The sequence below is a fragment of the Dactylosporangium sp. NPDC048998 genome (genome assembly GCF_043197855.1).
GTDB lineage: Bacteria > Actinomycetota > Actinomycetes > Mycobacteriales > Micromonosporaceae > Dactylosporangium.
This window is the reverse complement of record NZ_JBICTV010000046.1, coordinates 1-16552: the sequence shown is the minus strand read 5'-3', so window position 1 is coordinate 16552 and position 16552 is coordinate 1. Positions and strand designations below refer to the sequence as shown.

The following is a 16552-nucleotide window of genomic DNA, read 5'->3' as shown; positions in this document are numbered from 1 at the left end:
CTCACTCCGCCCGGCGGATCCAGTCTGCGGCCGCCGCGAGCGGGTCGGTGCCGCCGGGGTCGTCGGGCTGGAGGGGGCCGCGGTAGACGGTGCGATGGCGGTCGGCGAAGTACGCGACCGTGAGATGCATCCGGGTGCCGTCGCGCAGGAGGTGGGACTCGTTGGCGCTGGTCATTCCGGCTGTCGGCGTGCCGAAGGTGCGCACGCCCGGCCGGCCGCGGAACGCCACCGCGACCGCCTCGGCGGAGCTCGCGGTGGCGGTGTCGGTGAGGACCGCGACCGGACCGGGCGTTCGTGGGCCGGTGGAGCGGGCCAGTTTCCGGCCGGCGAGCAGGATCCGGCCCTTCCGGAGGGTCCAGGTCTGGACCGGTCCGCCCGGTGGCACGAAGTGGCCGAGGACGCCGTCGGGGAGCAGCGGTGCGACGACGGCGAGCATCGGCCACATGTTGCCGCCTTGGTTGCCGCGCAAGTCGACGATCCAGCCCGCCGGTGGGGTTGGTCTCGTCGCAGCCAGTTCCCGGATGATGCGGCCGCCGGTGTCGCGATAGCCGCGGTGGTCGCCGCCGCAGCCGTGCAGCCGGAGATGGCCGACGCCGTCGACGAGCCCACCGCTGGGCAGTTCGGGGGTACGGCCGGTGTGGACGGTGCGGGGCGGGCGGAGTCCGCTGTGCGGGCCGCCGGCGTGTCGCAGCACGGCGGCGATCGTCTCGTGGGTGTCGGCGTATGCGACGGCTCCGGCGCACCGGGCGATGGCGTCCGCGCGGACCGCGGGCCAGTCCAGGTCCGTGCGGTACAGCGCGCTGCCCTCGATGATCCCCAGGGCGTGCAGAAGGTATCGCCGGACCCTTCGTCGCGCCAGCCGCTCCAATGCGCCGGTGACCTTCACGATGCCTCGAGCGTACCCGCGGAGGTCAGCCTGCCAGCGCGGTCACGCCGGTGACGGCGATGACGGCGGCGGACAGGATCGGCGGCCAGCGCAGCACCTGGCCGACGAGCAGCCGGCATGAGTGCCGGACCTTGGCTGGCACAACGTGTCCCTGGCCGTCGATCGTGAGGACACCGTCGGTGTCCGCGGTGACGATCAGCAGCCCGGAGCGTTCCCGCATGTGCAGCCGGGTGCCGGGCGACCAGCCGCGCCGCCGCGTCAGCGCCCGGTCCGGCACTTGTACACGGGATTCTTCGTCCTGACCGTCACCACCGTGCCCGCCCAAGATCCGTAGTCATGGATCACCGGCCACATCGCACAGGTGGTGCGTCACGCCGTACCACGGCGGGGCCTCAATGGGTTATGGCGGTTGTCCTCGGCGGCGATCGGAGCGCTCGGTGCCCACTCTCTCGGAACATGACGGCCTCGATCTGCTGATCCACTGGATGAGCCAGGCACGCCCGGCAGGGCGCCCGCGTCGGCGGCGGCCCGATGCGGTCGGCGGGTTGCGGTTCGCGTTTACGGGCGGGTGTCCACGGCCGACTTTCAGGGACCCGTTTCGTCGCGACAGTGGCAGCGGGACCTGGCCGAGGACCTCACTGACGGCAAAGTGGCCTCTCCTGTGACAGGTGTCCGGTGCTTGATGTGCAGCGGGGAATCGCAGCGTCTGGCGTAGGTTTCGGGCTTGACCTTGGAGTGTGGTCCAACGTTTACGGTTGCTGTGTGAGTACCACGAGGGCGCCGGCGGGTGGGCTGCGTGTCTCCGAGCTGGCTGCGACGGTCGATGTCAATCCGAACACTGTCCGCTATTACGAGCGGGCGGGTTTGTTGCCGCCGCCAGCGCGGACTCCGGCTGGGTATCGGGTGTACGACGCCGGGCGACGCCGTCGGGGGCAAACGTGCGGACCCGCTCGATGACCTGGTCGTCGTCGCCGACCGGAGGAGTTGGTGCAGGCCGGCACCGCCAGCGTCGAGCTTGAATTCCGCTCCCGCGGCAGGTAGCACGCCCATGTCCAGGTCGACGGCTTCGCCGGCGGCGGCGTCCAGGAGGACGGTCTCCGGCCGCGGCGGCCAGGAGGAGTGCGCCTCCCCCTGAGCCGGCGGATTCGAAGAAGGTCCGGAGGATCTGGAGTTCCTTGGTGCGTCAATCTTCCAGCGGCGAGCCGTCCGGACGGATCCCGTCAGTACTGGTCGCGTCCGCGTGTTCTGCGCCGGACACCATCACAGGGTGGGCAGGGTAGACAGGAAGAGCGGAGCCCTTCGCGCATGCGTCGCCTGTTCGTACGCGTAGGCCATGGAGATGAGCGTGGGTTCGCTGAACGGGCCGGCGAAGAAGTTGATGCCGATGGGTAGCGTGTTGGTGTGGTCGAAGCCGGCCGGCACCGTCACATCCGGGTAACCGGCGATCGCGGCCGGTCCTGCGCCTGAGGTTGGATTGGTTGGATTGTCGCCGGTCTGCAGGGTGGTCAACCAGGCCGGGCCGGTGGTCGGCGCCAGAAGGGCGTCGAGGTGATTGTCTGCCAGTGCGGTGTCGATGGCGGTACGGGCAGCCGTCGTGGCGGTCGTCCTCGCCTGTACGTATGAGGGATCGGTCAGGTCGCCGCTGGTCGACTGGGAGACCTCGAAGATCTCCTGCTGGAAGTACGGCATCTCGGTGTCGGCGTGTTGGTTGTTGAAGTCGATCAGGCCGGCCAGGTCGGCGGGATGCTGCCCCGGTGTGTTTGCCAGGTAGGCGTTGATCTCGTGTTTGAACTCGAAAATCAGCGCGAAGGGCTGTGCTTGGAAGGCGGCGTCGACGCCGCTGAGGTCCACGTTGTCGACGACGGTCGCTCCTAGCGACCGCAGCCGGGCGATCGTCGCCGCGAGTACAACGTCGGCGTCAGGGTTGTGGCCACCACCGCGCCAGACTCCGATCCGCTTGCCCTGGAGGGCGGTGGGACTGAGCGCGGACACATAGTTGCGGCCCACGTACGGCGCGGCGGGCAAGGTTGCCGGGTCCCGTGAGTCGACGCTCTGGATGACCGACAGCACGGCGGCGGCGTCGGTGGCGTTGCGCGTCACCGGCCCGGCGGTGTCCTGCTGTGCCGAGATAGGAATCAGCCCTGCCCGGCTCACCAGGCCGACCGTCGGCTTGATGGCTACATCGCCGTTGACACTGCCCGGGCACATCAGCGAGCCGAAGGTCTCCGTCCCGATCGCGACGGTGGTGAGATTGGCGGCGACGGCAACCGCCGATCCGCTGCTGGATCCGCACGGGTTGCGGTCGAGAACGTATGGGTTGTTGGTCTGGCCGCCGCGGGCACTCCAGCCGCTGGAGGAGTGAATCGATCGGAAGTTAGCCCACTCCGACATGTTCGCCTTGCCCAGGATCACGGCGCCGGCCGCCCTCAGCCGCTGTACCAGCGTCGCATCGCGGGACGGCCTGTCACGCAGCAGGGCAAATGAGCCCGCGGTGGTGTGCTCCGAGTCCGCAGTATCGACGTTGTCCTTGAGCAGTACCGGGATTCCGTCCAATGGACCCCGCGATCCGTAGCGCAGGCGGTGCGCATCGCTCGCGATTGCCTCGACGAGGGCGTTCGGATTGACTTCCAACACGGCGTGCAAGGTCGGGTTGAGCGTGCGGATGCGGGCGACGTAGAAGGCGGTCAGCGCAACCGAACTGAGCCGGAGCGCGTTCATGTCCTCCTGCAGGGACAGCACTGTCGCCTTGTCCAGGTCCACGCCATTGAGGACAGGGGCGGCGATCGGTGGGGTTGATGCCTCGGCAGGGGCCGGTATGGCCGTTCCCACCAACGCAAGGGCGGCGGCCAGCAAGGCGGAGGCGGAGGCTCGGGTGAGTCGCTTCATGAGGAAAGACATAACGTGATGGCTGTCGATAAGCAACCAGGGGATCGCCTATTGCCGCCGGCCGACAAATTCGTTAAATGAGAGCACTCGAACTCCGTCTTGGCCGAGCCCTCGTGCCATTCGTTGAACGAGGTGATGGAGACCCACGTCGGCTTGGTGGCGAGGGCGTTGGTCCTTTGCCGGTCATAGGTGGCGCCGTTGTCGCGGCCCAGGGTCGGTGTGGTGTTGCCCGGCGATGCCCGGTCGTCGATGTACCCCGGGCCCACGGACGGTGCCCAGACCAGCCCGTTCGCCCGGCAGTAGTCGGCGATGGCGGCCCACCCCTCGGTTGCCGTGCGCCGCGTCCCGGTAGAACGCCGGGCTCGAGCCGTAGCGGGAGTTGATGTAGTTGATGTCGGCGACGGTCGACGCGTCGGTCCGCCCACCGTACGGCTCGAGGTGCCAGGCGACTTTGATGCCGTGGCGGCCGGCCGAATCGAGGACACGGGCCGCCAGGGTGTCCGGCTGTGAGCCCTGGCCCCACCAGCTGTAGACGATGACCCCGGCACCGGCCCGCCCGATCCAGGCCATCTGCTGGTGGATCGTCGCGGAATCGCCCGAGTCGTACGCGCCGAGGGTCGGGTAGAGATCCGCGCCGAGGAACTGGGGTGGAACATGACCGCCCTGGTCCCAGTGCAGGTACCTGCCCTGTCCCGCGGGGTTGCCGTACCACGGGTAGTAGAAGATGTGGACGTCGGTCGACAGCGGTGCCGGGGCGGCGGAGAGCGCCGCGACCTCCGGCAGGGCCACCGCCGAAGCCGACGGCAATTTCACGACCACCATCGCGGTGACCAACAGCGCGAGCCCCGTGACAAACGCTGTGACGCGCCTGAACATGCGTGCTCCTTACCGGACCGGAACGCGGGCCGCCCTCCGGCTCGCGCGCTCCACATCGGGTTCGACACGGGCAAGCGGCTACGGATACATCCGTGCCCTGCAACGAAAGCCACGCGCTGAACATTCACGGCCGGTAGGCATGGAAACTGCTCTTTTCCACGGCGCGAGGTGCGTCTATCGTATGGCGGGGATCACACATTCGCGTGGCAGCGCTGTGCTCCGACCGGCCGGACCGCTTGAGCGTCCCGGGTTGCGATTGCGACGCGGTGCTGGCACAGCGCCATGCGGATGGTCGGCGAACTGACGTGACGAACCGGCGGGTGGAGCGGACGCATGGCGGAACGACTGGATGGGACGGTCGCCCTGGTCACGGGCGCGAGCAGCGGCATAGGTGCGGCGACGGCACGGCGACTCACCGCGCTCGGCGCGACCGTTGCGGCGGTGGCACGCCGCAAGGACCGCCTCGACGACCTCGTCGCCGAGGGCGGCGCCGCGCTGGCGATCGAGGCCGACCTCACCGATCGAGCTCAGGCCGAGCACGCCGTCCAAGCCGTCATCGACGCCCACGGACGCCTCGACATCCTGGTGAACAACGCCGGCCTCATGCTGCTCGGCACCGTCGAAGCAGGCGACCCCGACCAGTGGGACCGGATGGTGCAGATCAACGTCCTGGGCCAGTTGTACGTCACCCGGGCGGCCACGCCACACCTGCTCGCCGCCGCCGAACAGGAGCCGCGGCGGGTCGCCGACCTGATCAACATCAGCTCCAGCGCCGGCCACCAGGCCTATGCCATCAACGGCGTCTACGCCCTGACGAAGTTCGGCCTCAACGGGTTCACCGAGTCGCTCCGGCAAGAATTCGCGCCGCGGAACGTCCGAGTCCACGGCATCGCACCGGGCGGGGTCGACACGGAGTTGTTCAGCCACAACAGCCAGCCGATCCAGGACGCGGTCCTCGCCGTCGACTTCGAGCTGCTGCACGCCGACGACATCGCCGACACGGTCGAGTTCGTCGTCACCCGGCCCCGGCGCGCGTCGGTCAACAGCATTTGGATCGGCCCGACCCGCCAACTCTGAGGGCCGTCGGGGCCGCCTTCCGGCCACCGGGTATCCGCCCGGCTGGGGACACGCGCCGTCCGGCCCGGGGGTACGCGCGCCCTCCGGGCGTACCCCCGGAGGGGCGCTGTTGCGTTGGGGGATCGATGGACGCGTTGAACTCGTCCTCGTTCCGAGGTGCCGGATGCCGGTGTTCAAGCGAGCGGGTGACCACTCGTGTGTCCGCCAGTGGGTGCTGCGAGTGGGTGGGGTTGGCCCGGTGGTGTCGGTGTGTCCGGCATAGGCTCGGGCGACGCCGTATCCGAAGTTCCGCTCCACCCAGGTCAATGTCGTGTGACGGAGCCAATGGGTGGTGATGCCGTGGGCGGCGACCCACGGCAGGTGCTGGCCGATGCGGTGCCAGAGGTGGTCGTAGCGGCGGTTGGTCAGCGGTTGGCCGTTGCGGTATCGCAGGAGGCTGGGGGTGGGCAGGGCCGCGCCGCGGAAACGGGCGTGGTCGGCGAGACGGGGGCCAGGTGGAGGCTGATCGGCTGCCATCGGACGGTGCCGCCTTTCTCGCGCAGCAGGAGCAGGCCGCGGTCGGTGTCGAGATCCTTCAGGCGGAGGTTGGTGCGCCGCCGCGCCGGGCGGCGGTCTCGGTGTGCAGGCGGAGCAGGAGAGCGTCGATGATGGCGTCGTTGCCGGTGGTCCGTGCGACGAGGTTGATCTCGGTGAGCTCGTCCGGTGTCAGTGCTCGTCGGGTGCTGGGCAGCCGCCGAGGCTTGCTCACTCGGTGGGCAGGGCTGTCGGTGAGGTCGATGAGGCCGTCAGCGATGGCCCGGTTGTAGTAGGCGCGGGCGGCGGCGACGAGCAGTTCGCCGGCGTGCCGGCCGTTGCGGCTGTTGCGCCGGGACTGAGCGCCGGCGGTGACCTGCTGCCGCAGGGCCTGGATGTCGCTGGCGGCGATCGTATCGATCGGCCGGTCGTGCCAGGCTGTGGCCATTCGCTGCCAGTAGCTGCCATAGGCGCGCCGGGCGGCCGGACCGGCGGCGGCGACCACGCGCGGGAGGTACTCGCCAAACGTCGGCCTTGCTGGTTGTGCGTCGTGTTGTAGGTCGGCGAGGGTGACGCCGAGGTCGGCGAGCAGCGACCAGGTGGTGGCGAGCCGGTCCGGGTCAGCCATGACCGCCACCTGCTCGACGGGTGTGCAGCTCGGCGAGCATCCGTGCCACCGTCCGTGCCGGGTGGATCGTCAGGACGCCGCAGCCGAGGTCGGCGACCAGGACTACCGGTTCGCCGGTGGCGATCGCACACAGCTGGCGCGCCGCGGCGGGGATGGCGAGTGCGCCGCGGGTGCCGACCATGTGCCGGCCGGAGGTCGCGGACCGGATCAGCGTCCGCTACACCATGCGCCTCACGAGCAGCGAACTCGGCGTACACCTCGGCGATCGTCACAGCTCCGTGATGGACCTCGGGGCGCCATCGCAGACGCACGGACATGCGGTTGAGGCTCTCAGCTATGGCAGTCTCGGGCGCCGGTTGGGTTGACTTGAGGACATGGCAGTACCGCATGCTTCTGACTCGACGGCCAGCGCCGCGCTCGGGGTCGCCGTGGGCGCGACGGGGTTGATGGCCGGCCTCTTCGGCGTGTTCGACGTCGCCGTGATGCCGGCGCTGGCCGAGGCCGACGACCACGACTTCGTCACGACCATGCGCCGCATCAACCGCGCCATCGAGAATCCGGTGTTCGGTGTCGCGTACGTCGGTGCGCTCGTTGCGCCGGGAGCCGCGGCGGTCCTGCTGCGGCGCGCCGGCCACCGGCGGGCGGCGCGGTGGGCGGCCGGGGCGCTGGCCTGTTACGGTGCGGCGGTGGCGGTCACGTCGGCGGTCAACCTGCCGCTCAACGCGCGGCTCGCCCGTGAGGGTGATCCGAGGTCGGCGCGGCAAGGGTTTGAGCGTCGGTGGAACAGGGCGAACAGCGCCCGCACGGTGGCGTCGACGGCCGCGGTCGCCTGCCTGGCGCGCGCATTGACGGTCATGCGCCGTTCGTAGACTGATGCCGGACGCCCAGTTGCGGCCGAGTCCGCCGCACGCCGCTGGACTGCTCGGCATCCCCGCCGATGCCGCCCGCCGGTGCTACGGCGTGGACCGCCGCCTGGTTCCGTGAGTCACACGACGGCCCAGTGTTCATCGACGCCGTCCACACCCTCGCCGACACACTCTGCGGCGAGCGGCAGGTCCCGCGGCCGCGACGACGAGCGGCAGGTAGTCCTCGAACACGGGTCGTGGTGGTCGGGCAGCGGCCGGCCGACCGAGACGCGGAGCCTCCGCTACGAAGTGGTCTCGTCACAGATCGACTTCGTCCGGGTCGCCTCCGTTAGGCGCGGCGCAACGCCTCGGTGCGATGCTCGGGCGGCGTCCAGCTCGCCCCACCGCGCCCGGGCGAGCGCCAAAACGCCCAGGCCCGGCTGTGCCGAGCCGGAGGTATTTCGTCGCGCGGCTGCGCGCCGACGGCCGGTTGGGCGCGCTTTCGGCAAGGGCAGTGGCGCATCGGGCGTCAGGTGAGGCCGGGGCAGGTCAACGTGGGTACGACGTGCGAAATGGAGCCGGGAGCCGCCAAGCGCGTAGCGTCAGGTGCGCCGGCCAAGGATGAGCACGCCTCCGCCGTCCAGCGCTGCCGGTGCGGTCCCGGCGCCGTCGCCGAAGAGCACCTGCAGCCCTGGCTTCAGTGGTGGCAACGGGCGTGCCTGGTCGCTGACGTTCACGGCGACGATGACGCTGGCCGGTCCGGTGCCGCGCCGGCGGACCAGTAGGCCGTCGCTGGCGTGGACGATCTCGTCGGCTCCGCTGAGCAGTTCGGGCTGGGCGCGGCGCAGTGTGAGCAGTTCGCGGGTGGTTTCGAGGATTGAGTTGTTCCACGCCTGCGGGTCCCAGGGCATGCAGCCCCGGCAACCGGGGTCGTTCTGGCCGGCCATGCCGACCTCGTCGCCGTAGTACAGCATCGGTACGCCGGGGGAGGTGATGGGCAGGGCCTGCGCCTTGCGCACGCGGCGCGTGTCGCCGCCGCACCGGGTGAGTAGGCGCTCGGTGTCGTGGCTGCCGAGTAGGTTGAGCATGCCGGGCACGGCGGCCGGCGGGAGTGCGGTCCACAGGTCACGCACGCCGTCGGCGAACTGCGCGGGGGTGAGTTTGCGGTCTGCCACCAGGCCGAGGATGAGATCGCGCAGCGGGTAGTTCATAGCCCCGTCGGCGGTGTCACCGCGGACCCAGTCGGTTGCCACCTGCCAGTACTCGGCGACGATGTACAGGTCGTCGTCGATGCCCTTGGCGAGTTCGCGGAAGCGCCGCCAGAAGTGCTGGTTCATGAAGTACGGCACGTCGAGTCGCCAGCCGTCGATGCCCTCCGCGGTCCATCGCCGGGTGACGTCGAACAGGTGGGCCCGTACCTCGGGGTTGTGGACGTTCCACTTGGGCAGGTAGTAGGCCCCGCCGCAGGTGGCGTAGTCGAACCGTTCTGGGTCGACGACGACCGGCAGGTCCTCGACGTAGAACCAGTTGACGTATGGCGAGTCGGCGCCGCGCGCGACCACGTCCTGGAACGCCCAATGTCCAATGCGGCAGATTCAGGCGGTCAGAGCGTCGACGAGGTCCAGCATGGCGCGGCGCACCCGGGTGTGGCCCAGTTCGGCAGCCACAGCGTGGACGTGTTCGGCGGCGAGCGCGGCGAGAACGGTGTGTGCGTCGGCCTGCGGATCGTCGCGACCGGACAGCAGCAGTGAGACGTGACGGTGCCAGAACCGGTATGCACCGATCCGGTAGCGCGCACCAGGGGAAGCGGTCTCCGACATTCGTACCAGTGGCAGGTGGGCCAGCAGGTAGTCGAGATAGGCGGCCACGAACGCCCGGAGCCGTTCACGCGGGGTCGGGTCATCATCGGGCTTACCCGGTCCCAGCGGCGCCGAGCCGAACAGGATCGCCTCCTGCAGGGTGCGCTCCTGTTCGTCAAGCAGCGCGACGGCCAGTCCCGCTTTGTCCCCGAACCGGCGAAACAGTGTGCCCTTGCCGACTCCCGCGGCGGCGGCGATCGCGTCCATGGACACTGCATCGACGCCGTGTTGGCGGAAGAGCGCAGCCGCCGCGTCCAGCACGATGGCCCGGTTGCGGGCCGCGTCGGCCCGCTCGGTGGGGGGTGAGGTGCGCAACATCAGCAGCTCGTCCGCCGGACTCGCAGAAACGGACCGCGGTCCGGTAATGTCTTGGGACACAACCGGACTATAGTCCGATCTCCTGGAGGTGCCATGACCACCCTTATCACCCGCGAACAGCTGCATGCCGAGATCGAGGCCGGCGTCGTCACCGTAGTTGACGCACTCGGCGGCGACTACTACGCCAAGCAGCACCTGCCAGGCGCCATCCCGCTCGTCGAGGACGACGTCGCAGACCGCGCCAGCACGCTCCTGCCGGACCGGGCCGCCCCGATCGTGACCTACTGCTCCAACCCGGCCTGCCCGAACAGTCAACGAGTGGCCGACAAGCTCACCGCCCTCGGCTACACCAACGTACGCAAGTACCGCGAGGGCATCGAGGACTGGGCGGCGGCCGGTCTACCCACCGAATCTGGCCAACTCACCGGCTGACCTACCCCAGCTGTGCGGGAAGGCCCGGTCCCGTCCCCGGCCTTCCCGCCCGACTGGTACGCCATCGACAGCCTCTGAGCCAGCTCAAGATCCGCAGCTGACCAACGCGGACCCGCACTCCGCCGATGTCCGCAGACGTCCTGTCATCGGCCATGAGCGTGGTAGCGAGGACGAGGTCATCGGGATCCGGTGTCTCTTCCCGGCGGCGATGGCACGCCCGGCCGTCTGTTCTGGGCAGCAGGCGGGCTATTGCCGCGTCCCTGTCTGGCAGGGTCGGGTGAGAGCGGTGCCTGGCGGCGACAGAACAGAGGAAGCGATCATGGCTGCCGCCATCCTGGCGAAGGTTGCCCGTGATGCTGAGATGGTTCGCTTGGACGCGCTGCACCCCGGCTATGGTTTTGCCCAGAACAAGGGCTATGGTGCGCCGGCGATTGCGGCTCTGGACGCGCTTGGCGTCTGCCGACCGCATCGCCGTACGCGCCTGTCCGATCTCTCTTGGGCTGACGGCCTATTGGCGCGCCCCGAACTGCTCGCCGCCACCCTGATCTGCCGCAAGTTGAGCGCTACGGACCGTCGCCGCCATCGAGTCAAGCGGCATCCGGTCGTGCCGATGACAGGGCGTCTGCGGGGTGTTCCACGAGTGAGTGCGCCGGACAGGGCTGCGTCGAGGTGTCTGGTGCCAGTTCGACATGCCGCGAACCGCGCGCAGCGAGTGTCACGTCAGGGTTTGAGTGGCATTCCAGTGGCGCCCTGATTGGTTGTGGAGGTCCAGTTCAAGTCGCTCATGCCTGCCGACGTCGCGGGTGGCTTGCTTTGACAAACTTGCTTACCATCCGACCGTGAATTCCGTAGCGTCGACCGCGACCGAAGTCATGCAAGGCTGGGGTTCCGTCGTCGGAGCCCTATTTTCGGCTTTCGCCACGATTGTCACCCTGATGCTCTACCGCCACGAGGTGCGGACTAATCGACTTGAACGCCAGGACACTGAGGCCGCGCAGGCGCGGATGATCGCTCTTCGCGTGGAGTCGGAGTCGGTTCAGGCGGGGCAGATGACCGTCTTGAAGTGCACCTGCATGAACTACAGCAGCATGCCTATCACGGATGTTCGCATGACGGCGGTCCGCAGTGGGGAGGCGCCTGGCAGCGCGAATCCCCGCATGCGGGCCATGCTCGGCCCCAACGATCAATGGGACGAGATATGGAACGCGGGCGAGGTTACATGGCGGCCGACCGGCAACTCGATTGAGCTGCTGGATGTACAGCTTTCCCTGGATTTCATCGACGCTGCTGGGCGCCAGTGGACCAGAGTCGGCCAAGAGCGACCCCGGAGGGTCTTCTCGTAGTGCGCTCTCATGCCGCGCGGCGGTAGACGCGAACGTCGTTACGCTCCGTGGCCGCGAGTCGGTTGAGCCGAACCGCGGCGTGGGGTACACGCTCGTGCCGATGACAGCGCGTTGAAGTTCAGGCGCGGGCACCCCGCATCGCTTCCACTATCGCCGTGCCTACGAGTTCGTGGGCGACCGGAGGCAACTCCTCAGGCCGGAACCAACGGATCTCGTCATGTTCATCGGGAGCGACGTTTGTCGGTGTCCCCTCCCACTCGCCGACAAGCCAGGCGCTGAGGCGTACGGGTTCGCCTTCGCGGCCTGCGTCCAGCCGACACAGATGGATCGCGGAGCCTGTTGCTATCCGCACGCCCAGTTCCTCGTGCATCTCCCTGGTGAGCGCAGCCAGCTCTGTCTCGCCTGTCTCGATGTGTCCGCCGGGCAGATCCCACACGCCTGGGTAGGCGCGGCGGTTCGGACTTCGATGGACGAGTAGGACTCGACCTTCGCGAACCAGCGCCGCGACAACGACCTCGTGCATGGGCGGGATTATGGCATGACCATCCGACCAAGAACGTCCGCAACTGCCGCGATGCGCTCGAAGGCACCCTCAAACCGTCGCGGGTTACGGCTTGGGCGTGAACGTTGCCGTGATCTCGCGTTCGGGTGGCCCGTTGTAGTAGGAGATCGAAAAGTTCTGTTGGTCGGAGGCCAGCTCGAGGACGACCGTTATTTCCTGCTCATCGGGAAGGCAAAGCAGAAACAGGGGATCCAGATCGCACAGCCAGGCAAACGCCTCGACGTCGGCCTCGGTGTCGAGATGGACGCGGCCGGTGCCGATCGTGGTGCGCTCCGCCGTGGCAGGTTCGAGCGCAACCGTGACGTCGTAGGCGGCAAGGCAGGTGGAGTCGTTGGCCCACCACTCGAGTCGGGCCGGTCCCAGAAAGTGACCCACACCAGCAGTCTCGCAGCCGCTCCGGTGTGTTCCGACGGCAGGTGCCTGGGCGGGACGACCAATCGCGGTGCTCACGCCGCGAGGTGCTCGTCGCGACAGTGGTTCATGGCGTGTCGATCGCCTTCGTGATGACGTTGCGTCGGCGCGGGCACCGCTGCTGACAATGGCCGGCCGCGAGCAGTTCGGCGCGGAGATCTTCTGGGACGCTCGGATGATGGACCATGTCGTGCAGGAAGCCGTTGGACTGTGCGGCCGCAGGCACTTGCCCTCCGTTGGCACGCCAGCGCAGCGCAATCTCGGGAAGAGTAAGGGCGTACGAGGCGCACCCCCGGACTGCCTCGTCCCGGTCCTGGGCGAGTCGTTCCAGTGCATCGCGGGGCGTATGGAAGTTGCGAGCCACCCAGACGCGGACCGGACGGACATCGTCGTCGGCGAGGGCACGAAGCCGATCCGCGGAGGTGGCCGGGTTCCGCGCCTCAAGCACACGCGCGTAGCCGAGCATGCGTTCAGCCCGCGTTCTGATCTGCCGCCGCACCACGAAATCATCCTGCCAAAAGATCACAACGCGGCTTCCGCTCATGCCGCCTTCCGCGCGCCACGGGGCCATGCATGTAGAGGGCCGCTGGGCGTCCGAGTCGGCGATAAGCTTCCGTCGTGCCCGATGTCGCAGAGCTTGAAGCCCTGATACGGCGACTGACCGAGGCAGCACGGCCGATGGTGGCTGGTGGGGCGAGCCCGGACCAGGTGGCGCGGCACCTGCTGCTGCGTGGCGGCCCGCCGATCGCCGTGATCAAAGCTGTCGCCGACGCGACCGGCACAGAGCTGGCCGATGCCAAGTGGATCGTGCACCGCAACCTCGACCCAGCCGTTCGCGCTGCCGCGGAAGATCTGTGGGACGACCTTCTCAACGCCATCCATGACTCGCCGAAGGCGCTCATCGACCCGGACTCATCGCCCTGAACCAGCCGCGAGCACCGTCCTCGTAACGACCAGGATGCACGCTCAGGTTGCCGATGGCGGGAGAGCGCTCGCTTGATCGGGTGCACGCACGTGCCGCGATGCACGCACGGCGGCAGTCACAGACAGTGGCGCTGGCGCGGCCGTCGTTCAAGTCGCCAACAACGGTAGTCCACACCGGCTACTACTTCCGCCGACTCCGCCGCGACAAGACATGGAGGAGCCGCGCTCCGACGGGCGTAGTCATGATCAGCGGTCGGGTCATACTGAGCTGTGACCTCGATCAACGGCTGGGTATACGAGGACAACCTGATCCGGTTTCTGGCGCAACTCAGTTACTACATCGGATACCAGTATGACGAACTCGACGAAGCCGCGCTGACGGGCGCCCTTGAGCAGACCGACGACGAGTCGGCCGACGCCTGGTTCTCGTACCCCCTTGCGGGAACTCGGTACTTGACCGTCTCGTTGGCCAGGGCCGTCGGCGGCAGCGAGGTCAGCGTTCGAGTGGACGGCGACATCGATCCCATCCTGTCTGCTCGAATCGAGACCTTGTTCGATCTGCTTTAGCCCTTCGAGCCCCACCTGTTTCGGCGCACGCTCAAGCCGCAGGTCGCTCGCTACGGATTGGCACGGCTGGCTGCTCGGCCGGCGCGCCGTCTTGCTGTCGTACTGGCGGGTACGCGGTCGCGTAGTCGGCCAAATGGTCGAGGACGGCGAGGCTCAGTTCGGCCAGGTCATAAAAAGTCAGGTTGGTGACGTCGGCCCGCAGCAACGTCGCAAGGCGGCGATGTTTGCGGTCGCGGAAGAAGACCGGATGATTTTCAGGTTTCCTTCCCGCCGCGACCTGGGCACGCCAAGCGGCCAGACTCTTCGGATCCACCGGGCCGCGCAGGCCGTCGAGCTCGTTGGCGTAAAGGGAGCCGGCCAGCTTGCGGCCCGCACCCCGGCGCGTCACCGTCAGCCTCATCCACCGGCCTGGGCCGCAGGACGACCTGGTCGAGGGGAACCCGCTGGCGGTGCAGGAAGAACTGCCCGCCAGCGGGTGCCCGCCAGCGGTGGCCCGCGCCGACCCGTGCCGGATCGCCCGATCGAAGGCGACCGCGTCGGCCCACTCGGCCGGGCTGGCGGCCTTCAGTCGGGCCCAGAAACCGTCGTCGTGGTACGGGCACGCTATTGCGAATTTCCGGTAACGATCGGCAGGCGGGCGAGCGGCTGGACCCTGCCGTGCCTGGCATCGAGAATTGGGTGCCTGCCGTAGGAGCTGCGCTCGTACTCTCTGTTGGTGAGCGATAGCAATGACTACGTGAGGTTGCGAGCGACCTTCAATGAGGACGCTGCCCGGTATGACCGTGCCCGCCCTCGATACCCAGTGCAGATGTTTGATGATCTCGCTGCGGCCGGGGTAGCGCCTGGGGCAAGGGTGCTGGAGATCGGCTGTGGCACTGGGCAGGCGACCGTGCCGTTGGCCGAGCGGGGCTACCGCATCGTGGCTGTCGAGTTGGGCACGGACATGGCGGCTGTGGCTCGGCGAAATCTTGCCGCGTTCGACGCGGTGGAGGTCGTTACGGCGGCGTTCGAGGAGTGGCCCTTGCCCGGTGAACCGTTCGACGTGGTGTTCTCCGCTACCGCGTTTCACTGGATCGACCCCGCGGTGCGGGTGTCGAAGTCTGCTGACGCTTTGCGTCTCGGTGGCCTGCTGGCCACCGTGGGAACCCACCACATCGCTGGCGGCACCTGGACCGAGGCATTCTTCGTTGAGATCCAGAAGTGCTACGAGCGCTTCGATCCGTCGACCCCACCGGGCCTGCGTCTTGAGACTGCTCGTGACATCGTCGAAGACGATCGGGAGCTCACCTCGTCGGGGCGATTCGGGCCTGCGAAGTTCTACCGATACGAGTGGGAGCTGCCGTACTCGACAGCTGACTACCTGGATCTGCTGTTGACCTACTCCGGACACCGTGCCTTGCCGGACGTGCAGCGGAGCGCACTGCTGAACTCCATCGCGCGGCTGATCGACGTGGACTACGGGGGTCAAATTGTCAAGCGCTACCTGACTGAGCTGAGGATCGCCCAACGAGTCCGGTGAATCGCTTCGATCAGTGGCGGTTGGTTTCAGCAGAGCGCCCGTGCCCCCGCTGGGGAGCTGATTGAAGGGCAACAATGGCGCCCCGTGCAGGTCGGCCGCACGGGGCGTCCGAGATTCTGTGGGCAGCGCTCCCGTCACGGAGGGCCCTCCCGGAGGCTGGCGCGCAGGGCGGTGAGCGGAATGAAGGCCGCGCCGTTGCCGAGTTCGTTCGGTGTCGGGCCGGATGGAGTTGCGACGTCGGCGAGTCGGTTGGCGAGGGCGGTCAGGGCCTCTCGGTCGCCTTCGAGTGCGGCGCGTTCGTCGTCGGTGAGGTCGAGTTGCTCGAGCATTTGATCGATCCCGTCTTTGACGGCCAGGAGTTGGCCGGCGTTGGACTGTTTGGGCAGGTAGAAGGAGCACTTGGCGCAGGCGAGCCGGTGTGGGCACTTGGCGAAGAAGTCGTAGCTGCAGTAGCCGTCGCCAAGGTCGTAGTACTTCCAGGGCTGCTCGCCGCCGGCGGCCGTGCCGGTGAGGATGGACTCGCGGTCGATGAGGACCTGGATGGTGCGGACGTCATCTACGGCGCGCCCGTACGCGATGATGGTGTTCGGTGCTCGGCCGATGTTGGCGTAGAACTGCAGCCATCGGTGGGCATGTTCATGCCCGTCCACCAGGGGAAACTTGTCCCAAGGAATCTCGATCATGGTCGAGAACGGTAGGCACGCCAGATTCCAAATAAGGCACCCCAGGCAGGACGACTTGCCGATCCCGGACAGCCCGTGCCGCTCGAGGTAGGCGACGCGGTCGCTGCGCCGCCAGCCGAGCTCCAGCAGCGGGAAGACGTTGCGCATGTAGGCGACGTCGGCGTCGCGGGCGCGGTGGATCTCGTCGACCGAGATGCCGATCGCGATCTCGGCGGCAACCCCG

At 68.2% G+C, this 16552-nt stretch carries 22 protein-coding genes and 1 pseudogene; 9 read left to right on the top strand and 14 right to left on the bottom strand.

Going from position 1 to position 16552, the window contains the following annotated elements:
* Position 1: 1 nt before the first annotated feature.
* Together ACGFI8_RS43845 and ACGFI8_RS43840 are read right to left on the bottom strand one after the other, a co-directional pair.
* A complete protein-coding gene (locus tag ACGFI8_RS43845) occupies positions 2–886 on the bottom strand; it encodes a S41 family peptidase (protein ID WP_392813975.1) in 885 nt (294 codons plus the stop codon).
* A gap of 25 nt (positions 887–911) precedes the next feature.
* The gene (locus tag ACGFI8_RS43840) at positions 912–1163 is read right to left on the bottom strand and encodes a hypothetical protein (RefSeq protein WP_392813973.1); all 252 of its coding nucleotides are present in this window, start codon (positions 1161–1163) and stop codon (positions 912–914) included.
* 398 nt (positions 1164–1561) lie between these two features.
* Here ACGFI8_RS43840 and ACGFI8_RS43835 point away from each other — a divergent pair, with 398 nt between their 5' ends.
* Positions 1562–1843, top strand: coding sequence for a MerR family DNA-binding transcriptional regulator (locus tag ACGFI8_RS43835; protein ID WP_392813970.1), 282 nt, complete (start codon positions 1562–1564; stop codon positions 1841–1843).
* 303 nt (positions 1844–2146) lie between these two features.
* On the opposite strand, the gene ACGFI8_RS43830 is transcribed toward ACGFI8_RS43835, so the two are convergent.
* From ACGFI8_RS43830 to ACGFI8_RS43820, 3 genes are read right to left on the bottom strand one after another with little or no spacing between them, the layout of a single operon-like run.
* Positions 2147–3772, bottom strand: coding sequence for an amidase (locus tag ACGFI8_RS43830; RefSeq protein ID WP_392813968.1), 1626 nt, complete (start codon positions 3770–3772; stop codon positions 2147–2149).
* The gene (locus ACGFI8_RS43825) at positions 3769–4056 is read right to left on the bottom strand and encodes a hypothetical protein (RefSeq protein WP_392814063.1); all 288 of its coding nucleotides are present in this window, start codon (positions 4054–4056) and stop codon (positions 3769–3771) included. The genes ACGFI8_RS43830 and ACGFI8_RS43825 overlap by 4 nt, the downstream gene beginning before the upstream one ends.
* Positions 3956–4648, bottom strand: a complete 693-nt coding sequence (locus tag ACGFI8_RS43820; RefSeq protein ID WP_392813965.1) for a hypothetical protein — start codon at positions 4646–4648, stop codon at positions 3956–3958. The genes ACGFI8_RS43825 and ACGFI8_RS43820 overlap by 101 nt, the downstream gene beginning before the upstream one ends.
* A 333-nt stretch (positions 4649–4981) precedes the next feature.
* Here ACGFI8_RS43820 and ACGFI8_RS43815 point away from each other — a divergent pair, with 333 nt between their 5' ends.
* Positions 4982–5725, top strand: a complete 744-nt coding sequence (locus ACGFI8_RS43815) for an SDR family oxidoreductase (RefSeq protein WP_392813962.1) — start codon at positions 4982–4984, stop codon at positions 5723–5725.
* A 574-nt stretch (positions 5726–6299) separates the two neighbouring features.
* On the opposite strand, the gene ACGFI8_RS43810 is transcribed toward ACGFI8_RS43815, so the two are convergent.
* Positions 6300–6866 carry a hypothetical protein gene (locus ACGFI8_RS43810; protein ID WP_392813960.1) on the bottom strand — a complete coding sequence of 189 codons (567 nt, stop codon included), beginning with the start codon at positions 6864–6866 and terminating at the stop codon, positions 6300–6302.
* Complete coding sequence (locus ACGFI8_RS43805) at positions 6859–7047, bottom strand: hypothetical protein (RefSeq protein ID WP_392813957.1); 189 nt, start codon at positions 7045–7047, stop codon at positions 6859–6861. The genes ACGFI8_RS43810 and ACGFI8_RS43805 overlap by 8 nt, the downstream gene beginning before the upstream one ends.
* A 193-nt stretch (positions 7048–7240) precedes the next feature.
* On the opposite strand from ACGFI8_RS43805, the gene ACGFI8_RS43800 reads away from it, so the two are divergent.
* On the top strand, positions 7241–7735 hold the full coding sequence (locus ACGFI8_RS43800; RefSeq protein ID WP_392813954.1) for a DUF1772 domain-containing protein: 495 nt from the start codon (positions 7241–7243) through the stop codon (positions 7733–7735).
* 578 nt (positions 7736–8313) lie between these two features.
* Here the strand turns inward: ACGFI8_RS43800 and ACGFI8_RS43795 are convergent.
* Together ACGFI8_RS43795 and ACGFI8_RS43790 are read right to left on the bottom strand one after the other, a co-directional pair.
* Complete coding sequence (locus tag ACGFI8_RS43795; RefSeq protein ID WP_392813951.1) at positions 8314–9273, bottom strand: alpha-amylase family glycosyl hydrolase; 960 nt, start codon at positions 9271–9273, stop codon at positions 8314–8316.
* A 33-nt stretch (positions 9274–9306) separates the two neighbouring features.
* On the bottom strand, positions 9307–9888 hold the full coding sequence (locus tag ACGFI8_RS43790) for a TetR/AcrR family transcriptional regulator (protein WP_392814061.1): 582 nt from the start codon (positions 9886–9888) through the stop codon (positions 9307–9309).
* 93 nt (positions 9889–9981) lie between these two features.
* Between ACGFI8_RS43790 and ACGFI8_RS43785 the strand changes: the two genes are divergently transcribed.
* The 3 genes from ACGFI8_RS43785 to ACGFI8_RS43775 all read left to right on the top strand — a co-directional run bounded on the left by ACGFI8_RS43785 (position 9982) and on the right by ACGFI8_RS43775 (position 11663).
* The gene (locus ACGFI8_RS43785; RefSeq protein ID WP_392813948.1) at positions 9982–10320 is read left to right on the top strand and encodes a rhodanese-like domain-containing protein; all 339 of its coding nucleotides are present in this window, start codon (positions 9982–9984) and stop codon (positions 10318–10320) included.
* Positions 10321–10528: 208 nt separating this feature from the next.
* Positions 10529–11074, top strand: coding sequence for a hypothetical protein (locus ACGFI8_RS43780; protein WP_392813945.1), 546 nt, complete (start codon positions 10529–10531; stop codon positions 11072–11074).
* A gap of 85 nt (positions 11075–11159) precedes the next feature.
* On the top strand, positions 11160–11663 hold the full coding sequence (locus ACGFI8_RS43775; protein WP_392813943.1) for a hypothetical protein: 504 nt from the start codon (positions 11160–11162) through the stop codon (positions 11661–11663).
* A 118-nt stretch (positions 11664–11781) separates the two neighbouring features.
* Here ACGFI8_RS43775 and ACGFI8_RS43770 read toward each other — a convergent pair whose 3' ends face one another.
* From ACGFI8_RS43770 to ACGFI8_RS43760, 3 genes are all read right to left on the bottom strand, one after another.
* Positions 11782–12186, bottom strand: coding sequence for an NUDIX domain-containing protein (locus tag ACGFI8_RS43770; protein WP_259858240.1), 405 nt, complete (start codon positions 12184–12186; stop codon positions 11782–11784).
* An 84-nt stretch (positions 12187–12270) separates the two neighbouring features.
* Positions 12271–12600 (bottom strand): hypothetical protein, encoded by a 330-nt coding sequence (locus ACGFI8_RS43765; protein WP_392813940.1) that lies wholly within the window; start codon positions 12598–12600, stop codon positions 12271–12273.
* A gap of 103 nt (positions 12601–12703) precedes the next feature.
* Positions 12704–13180: a hypothetical protein gene (locus tag ACGFI8_RS43760; RefSeq protein ID WP_392813938.1), complete on the bottom strand. Its 477-nt coding sequence runs from the start codon at positions 13178–13180 to the stop codon at positions 12704–12706.
* Between the two features lie 74 nt (positions 13181–13254).
* On the opposite strand from ACGFI8_RS43760, the gene ACGFI8_RS43755 reads away from it, so the two are divergent.
* Together ACGFI8_RS43755 and ACGFI8_RS43750 are read left to right on the top strand one after the other, a co-directional pair.
* Positions 13255–13560, top strand: a complete 306-nt coding sequence (locus tag ACGFI8_RS43755) for a hypothetical protein (RefSeq protein ID WP_392813935.1) — start codon at positions 13255–13257, stop codon at positions 13558–13560.
* Between the two features lie 270 nt (positions 13561–13830).
* Positions 13831–14127 (top strand): hypothetical protein, encoded by a 297-nt coding sequence (locus ACGFI8_RS43750; RefSeq protein WP_392813934.1) that lies wholly within the window; start codon positions 13831–13833, stop codon positions 14125–14127.
* A 31-nt stretch (positions 14128–14158) separates the two neighbouring features.
* Here ACGFI8_RS43750 and ACGFI8_RS43745 read toward each other — a convergent pair whose 3' ends face one another.
* The gene (locus ACGFI8_RS43745; RefSeq protein WP_392813931.1) at positions 14159–14527 is read right to left on the bottom strand and encodes a hypothetical protein; all 369 of its coding nucleotides are present in this window, start codon (positions 14525–14527) and stop codon (positions 14159–14161) included.
* A 315-nt stretch (positions 14528–14842) separates the two neighbouring features.
* On the opposite strand from ACGFI8_RS43745, the gene ACGFI8_RS43740 reads away from it, so the two are divergent.
* A complete protein-coding gene (locus ACGFI8_RS43740; RefSeq protein WP_392813928.1) occupies positions 14843–15646 on the top strand; it encodes a class I SAM-dependent methyltransferase in 804 nt (267 codons plus the stop codon).
* Positions 15647–15780: 134 nt separating this feature from the next.
* Here ACGFI8_RS43740 and ACGFI8_RS43735 read toward each other — a convergent pair.
* A pseudogene (locus ACGFI8_RS43735) lies at positions 15781–16552 on the bottom strand (hypothetical protein); the annotation flags it as partial.

Coding starts and splice junctions, on each gene's coding strand:
- ACGFI8_RS43760 (WP_392813938.1), bottom strand. CDS start 13,180: ATGAGCGGAAGCCGCGTTGTGATCTTTTGGCAGGATGATTTCGTGGTG.
- ACGFI8_RS43810 (WP_392813960.1), bottom strand. CDS start 6,866: ATGGCTGACCCGGACCGGCTCGCCACCACCTGGTCGCTGCTCGCCGAC.
- ACGFI8_RS43805 (WP_392813957.1), bottom strand. CDS start 7,047: ATGGTCGGCACCCGCGGCGCACTCGCCATCCCCGCCGCGGCGCGCCAG.
- ACGFI8_RS43745 (WP_392813931.1), bottom strand. CDS start 14,527: ATGAGGCTGACGGTGACGCGCCGGGGTGCGGGCCGCAAGCTGGCCGGC.
- ACGFI8_RS43830 (WP_392813968.1), bottom strand. CDS start 3,772: ATGAAGCGACTCACCCGAGCCTCCGCCTCCGCCTTGCTGGCCGCCGCC.
- ACGFI8_RS43800 (WP_392813954.1), top strand. CDS start 7,241: ATGGCAGTACCGCATGCTTCTGACTCGACGGCCAGCGCCGCGCTCGGG.
- ACGFI8_RS43820 (WP_392813965.1), bottom strand. CDS start 4,648: ATGTTCAGGCGCGTCACAGCGTTTGTCACGGGGCTCGCGCTGTTGGTC.
- ACGFI8_RS43790 (WP_392814061.1), bottom strand. CDS start 9,888: ATGTTGCGCACCTCACCCCCCACCGAGCGGGCCGACGCGGCCCGCAAC.
- ACGFI8_RS43815 (WP_392813962.1), top strand. CDS start 4,982: ATGGCGGAACGACTGGATGGGACGGTCGCCCTGGTCACGGGCGCGAGC.
- ACGFI8_RS43770 (WP_259858240.1), bottom strand. CDS start 12,186: ATGCACGAGGTCGTTGTCGCGGCGCTGGTTCGCGAAGGTCGAGTCCTA.
- ACGFI8_RS43780 (WP_392813945.1), top strand. CDS start 10,529: ATGGCACGCCCGGCCGTCTGTTCTGGGCAGCAGGCGGGCTATTGCCGC.
- ACGFI8_RS43785 (WP_392813948.1), top strand. CDS start 9,982: ATGACCACCCTTATCACCCGCGAACAGCTGCATGCCGAGATCGAGGCC.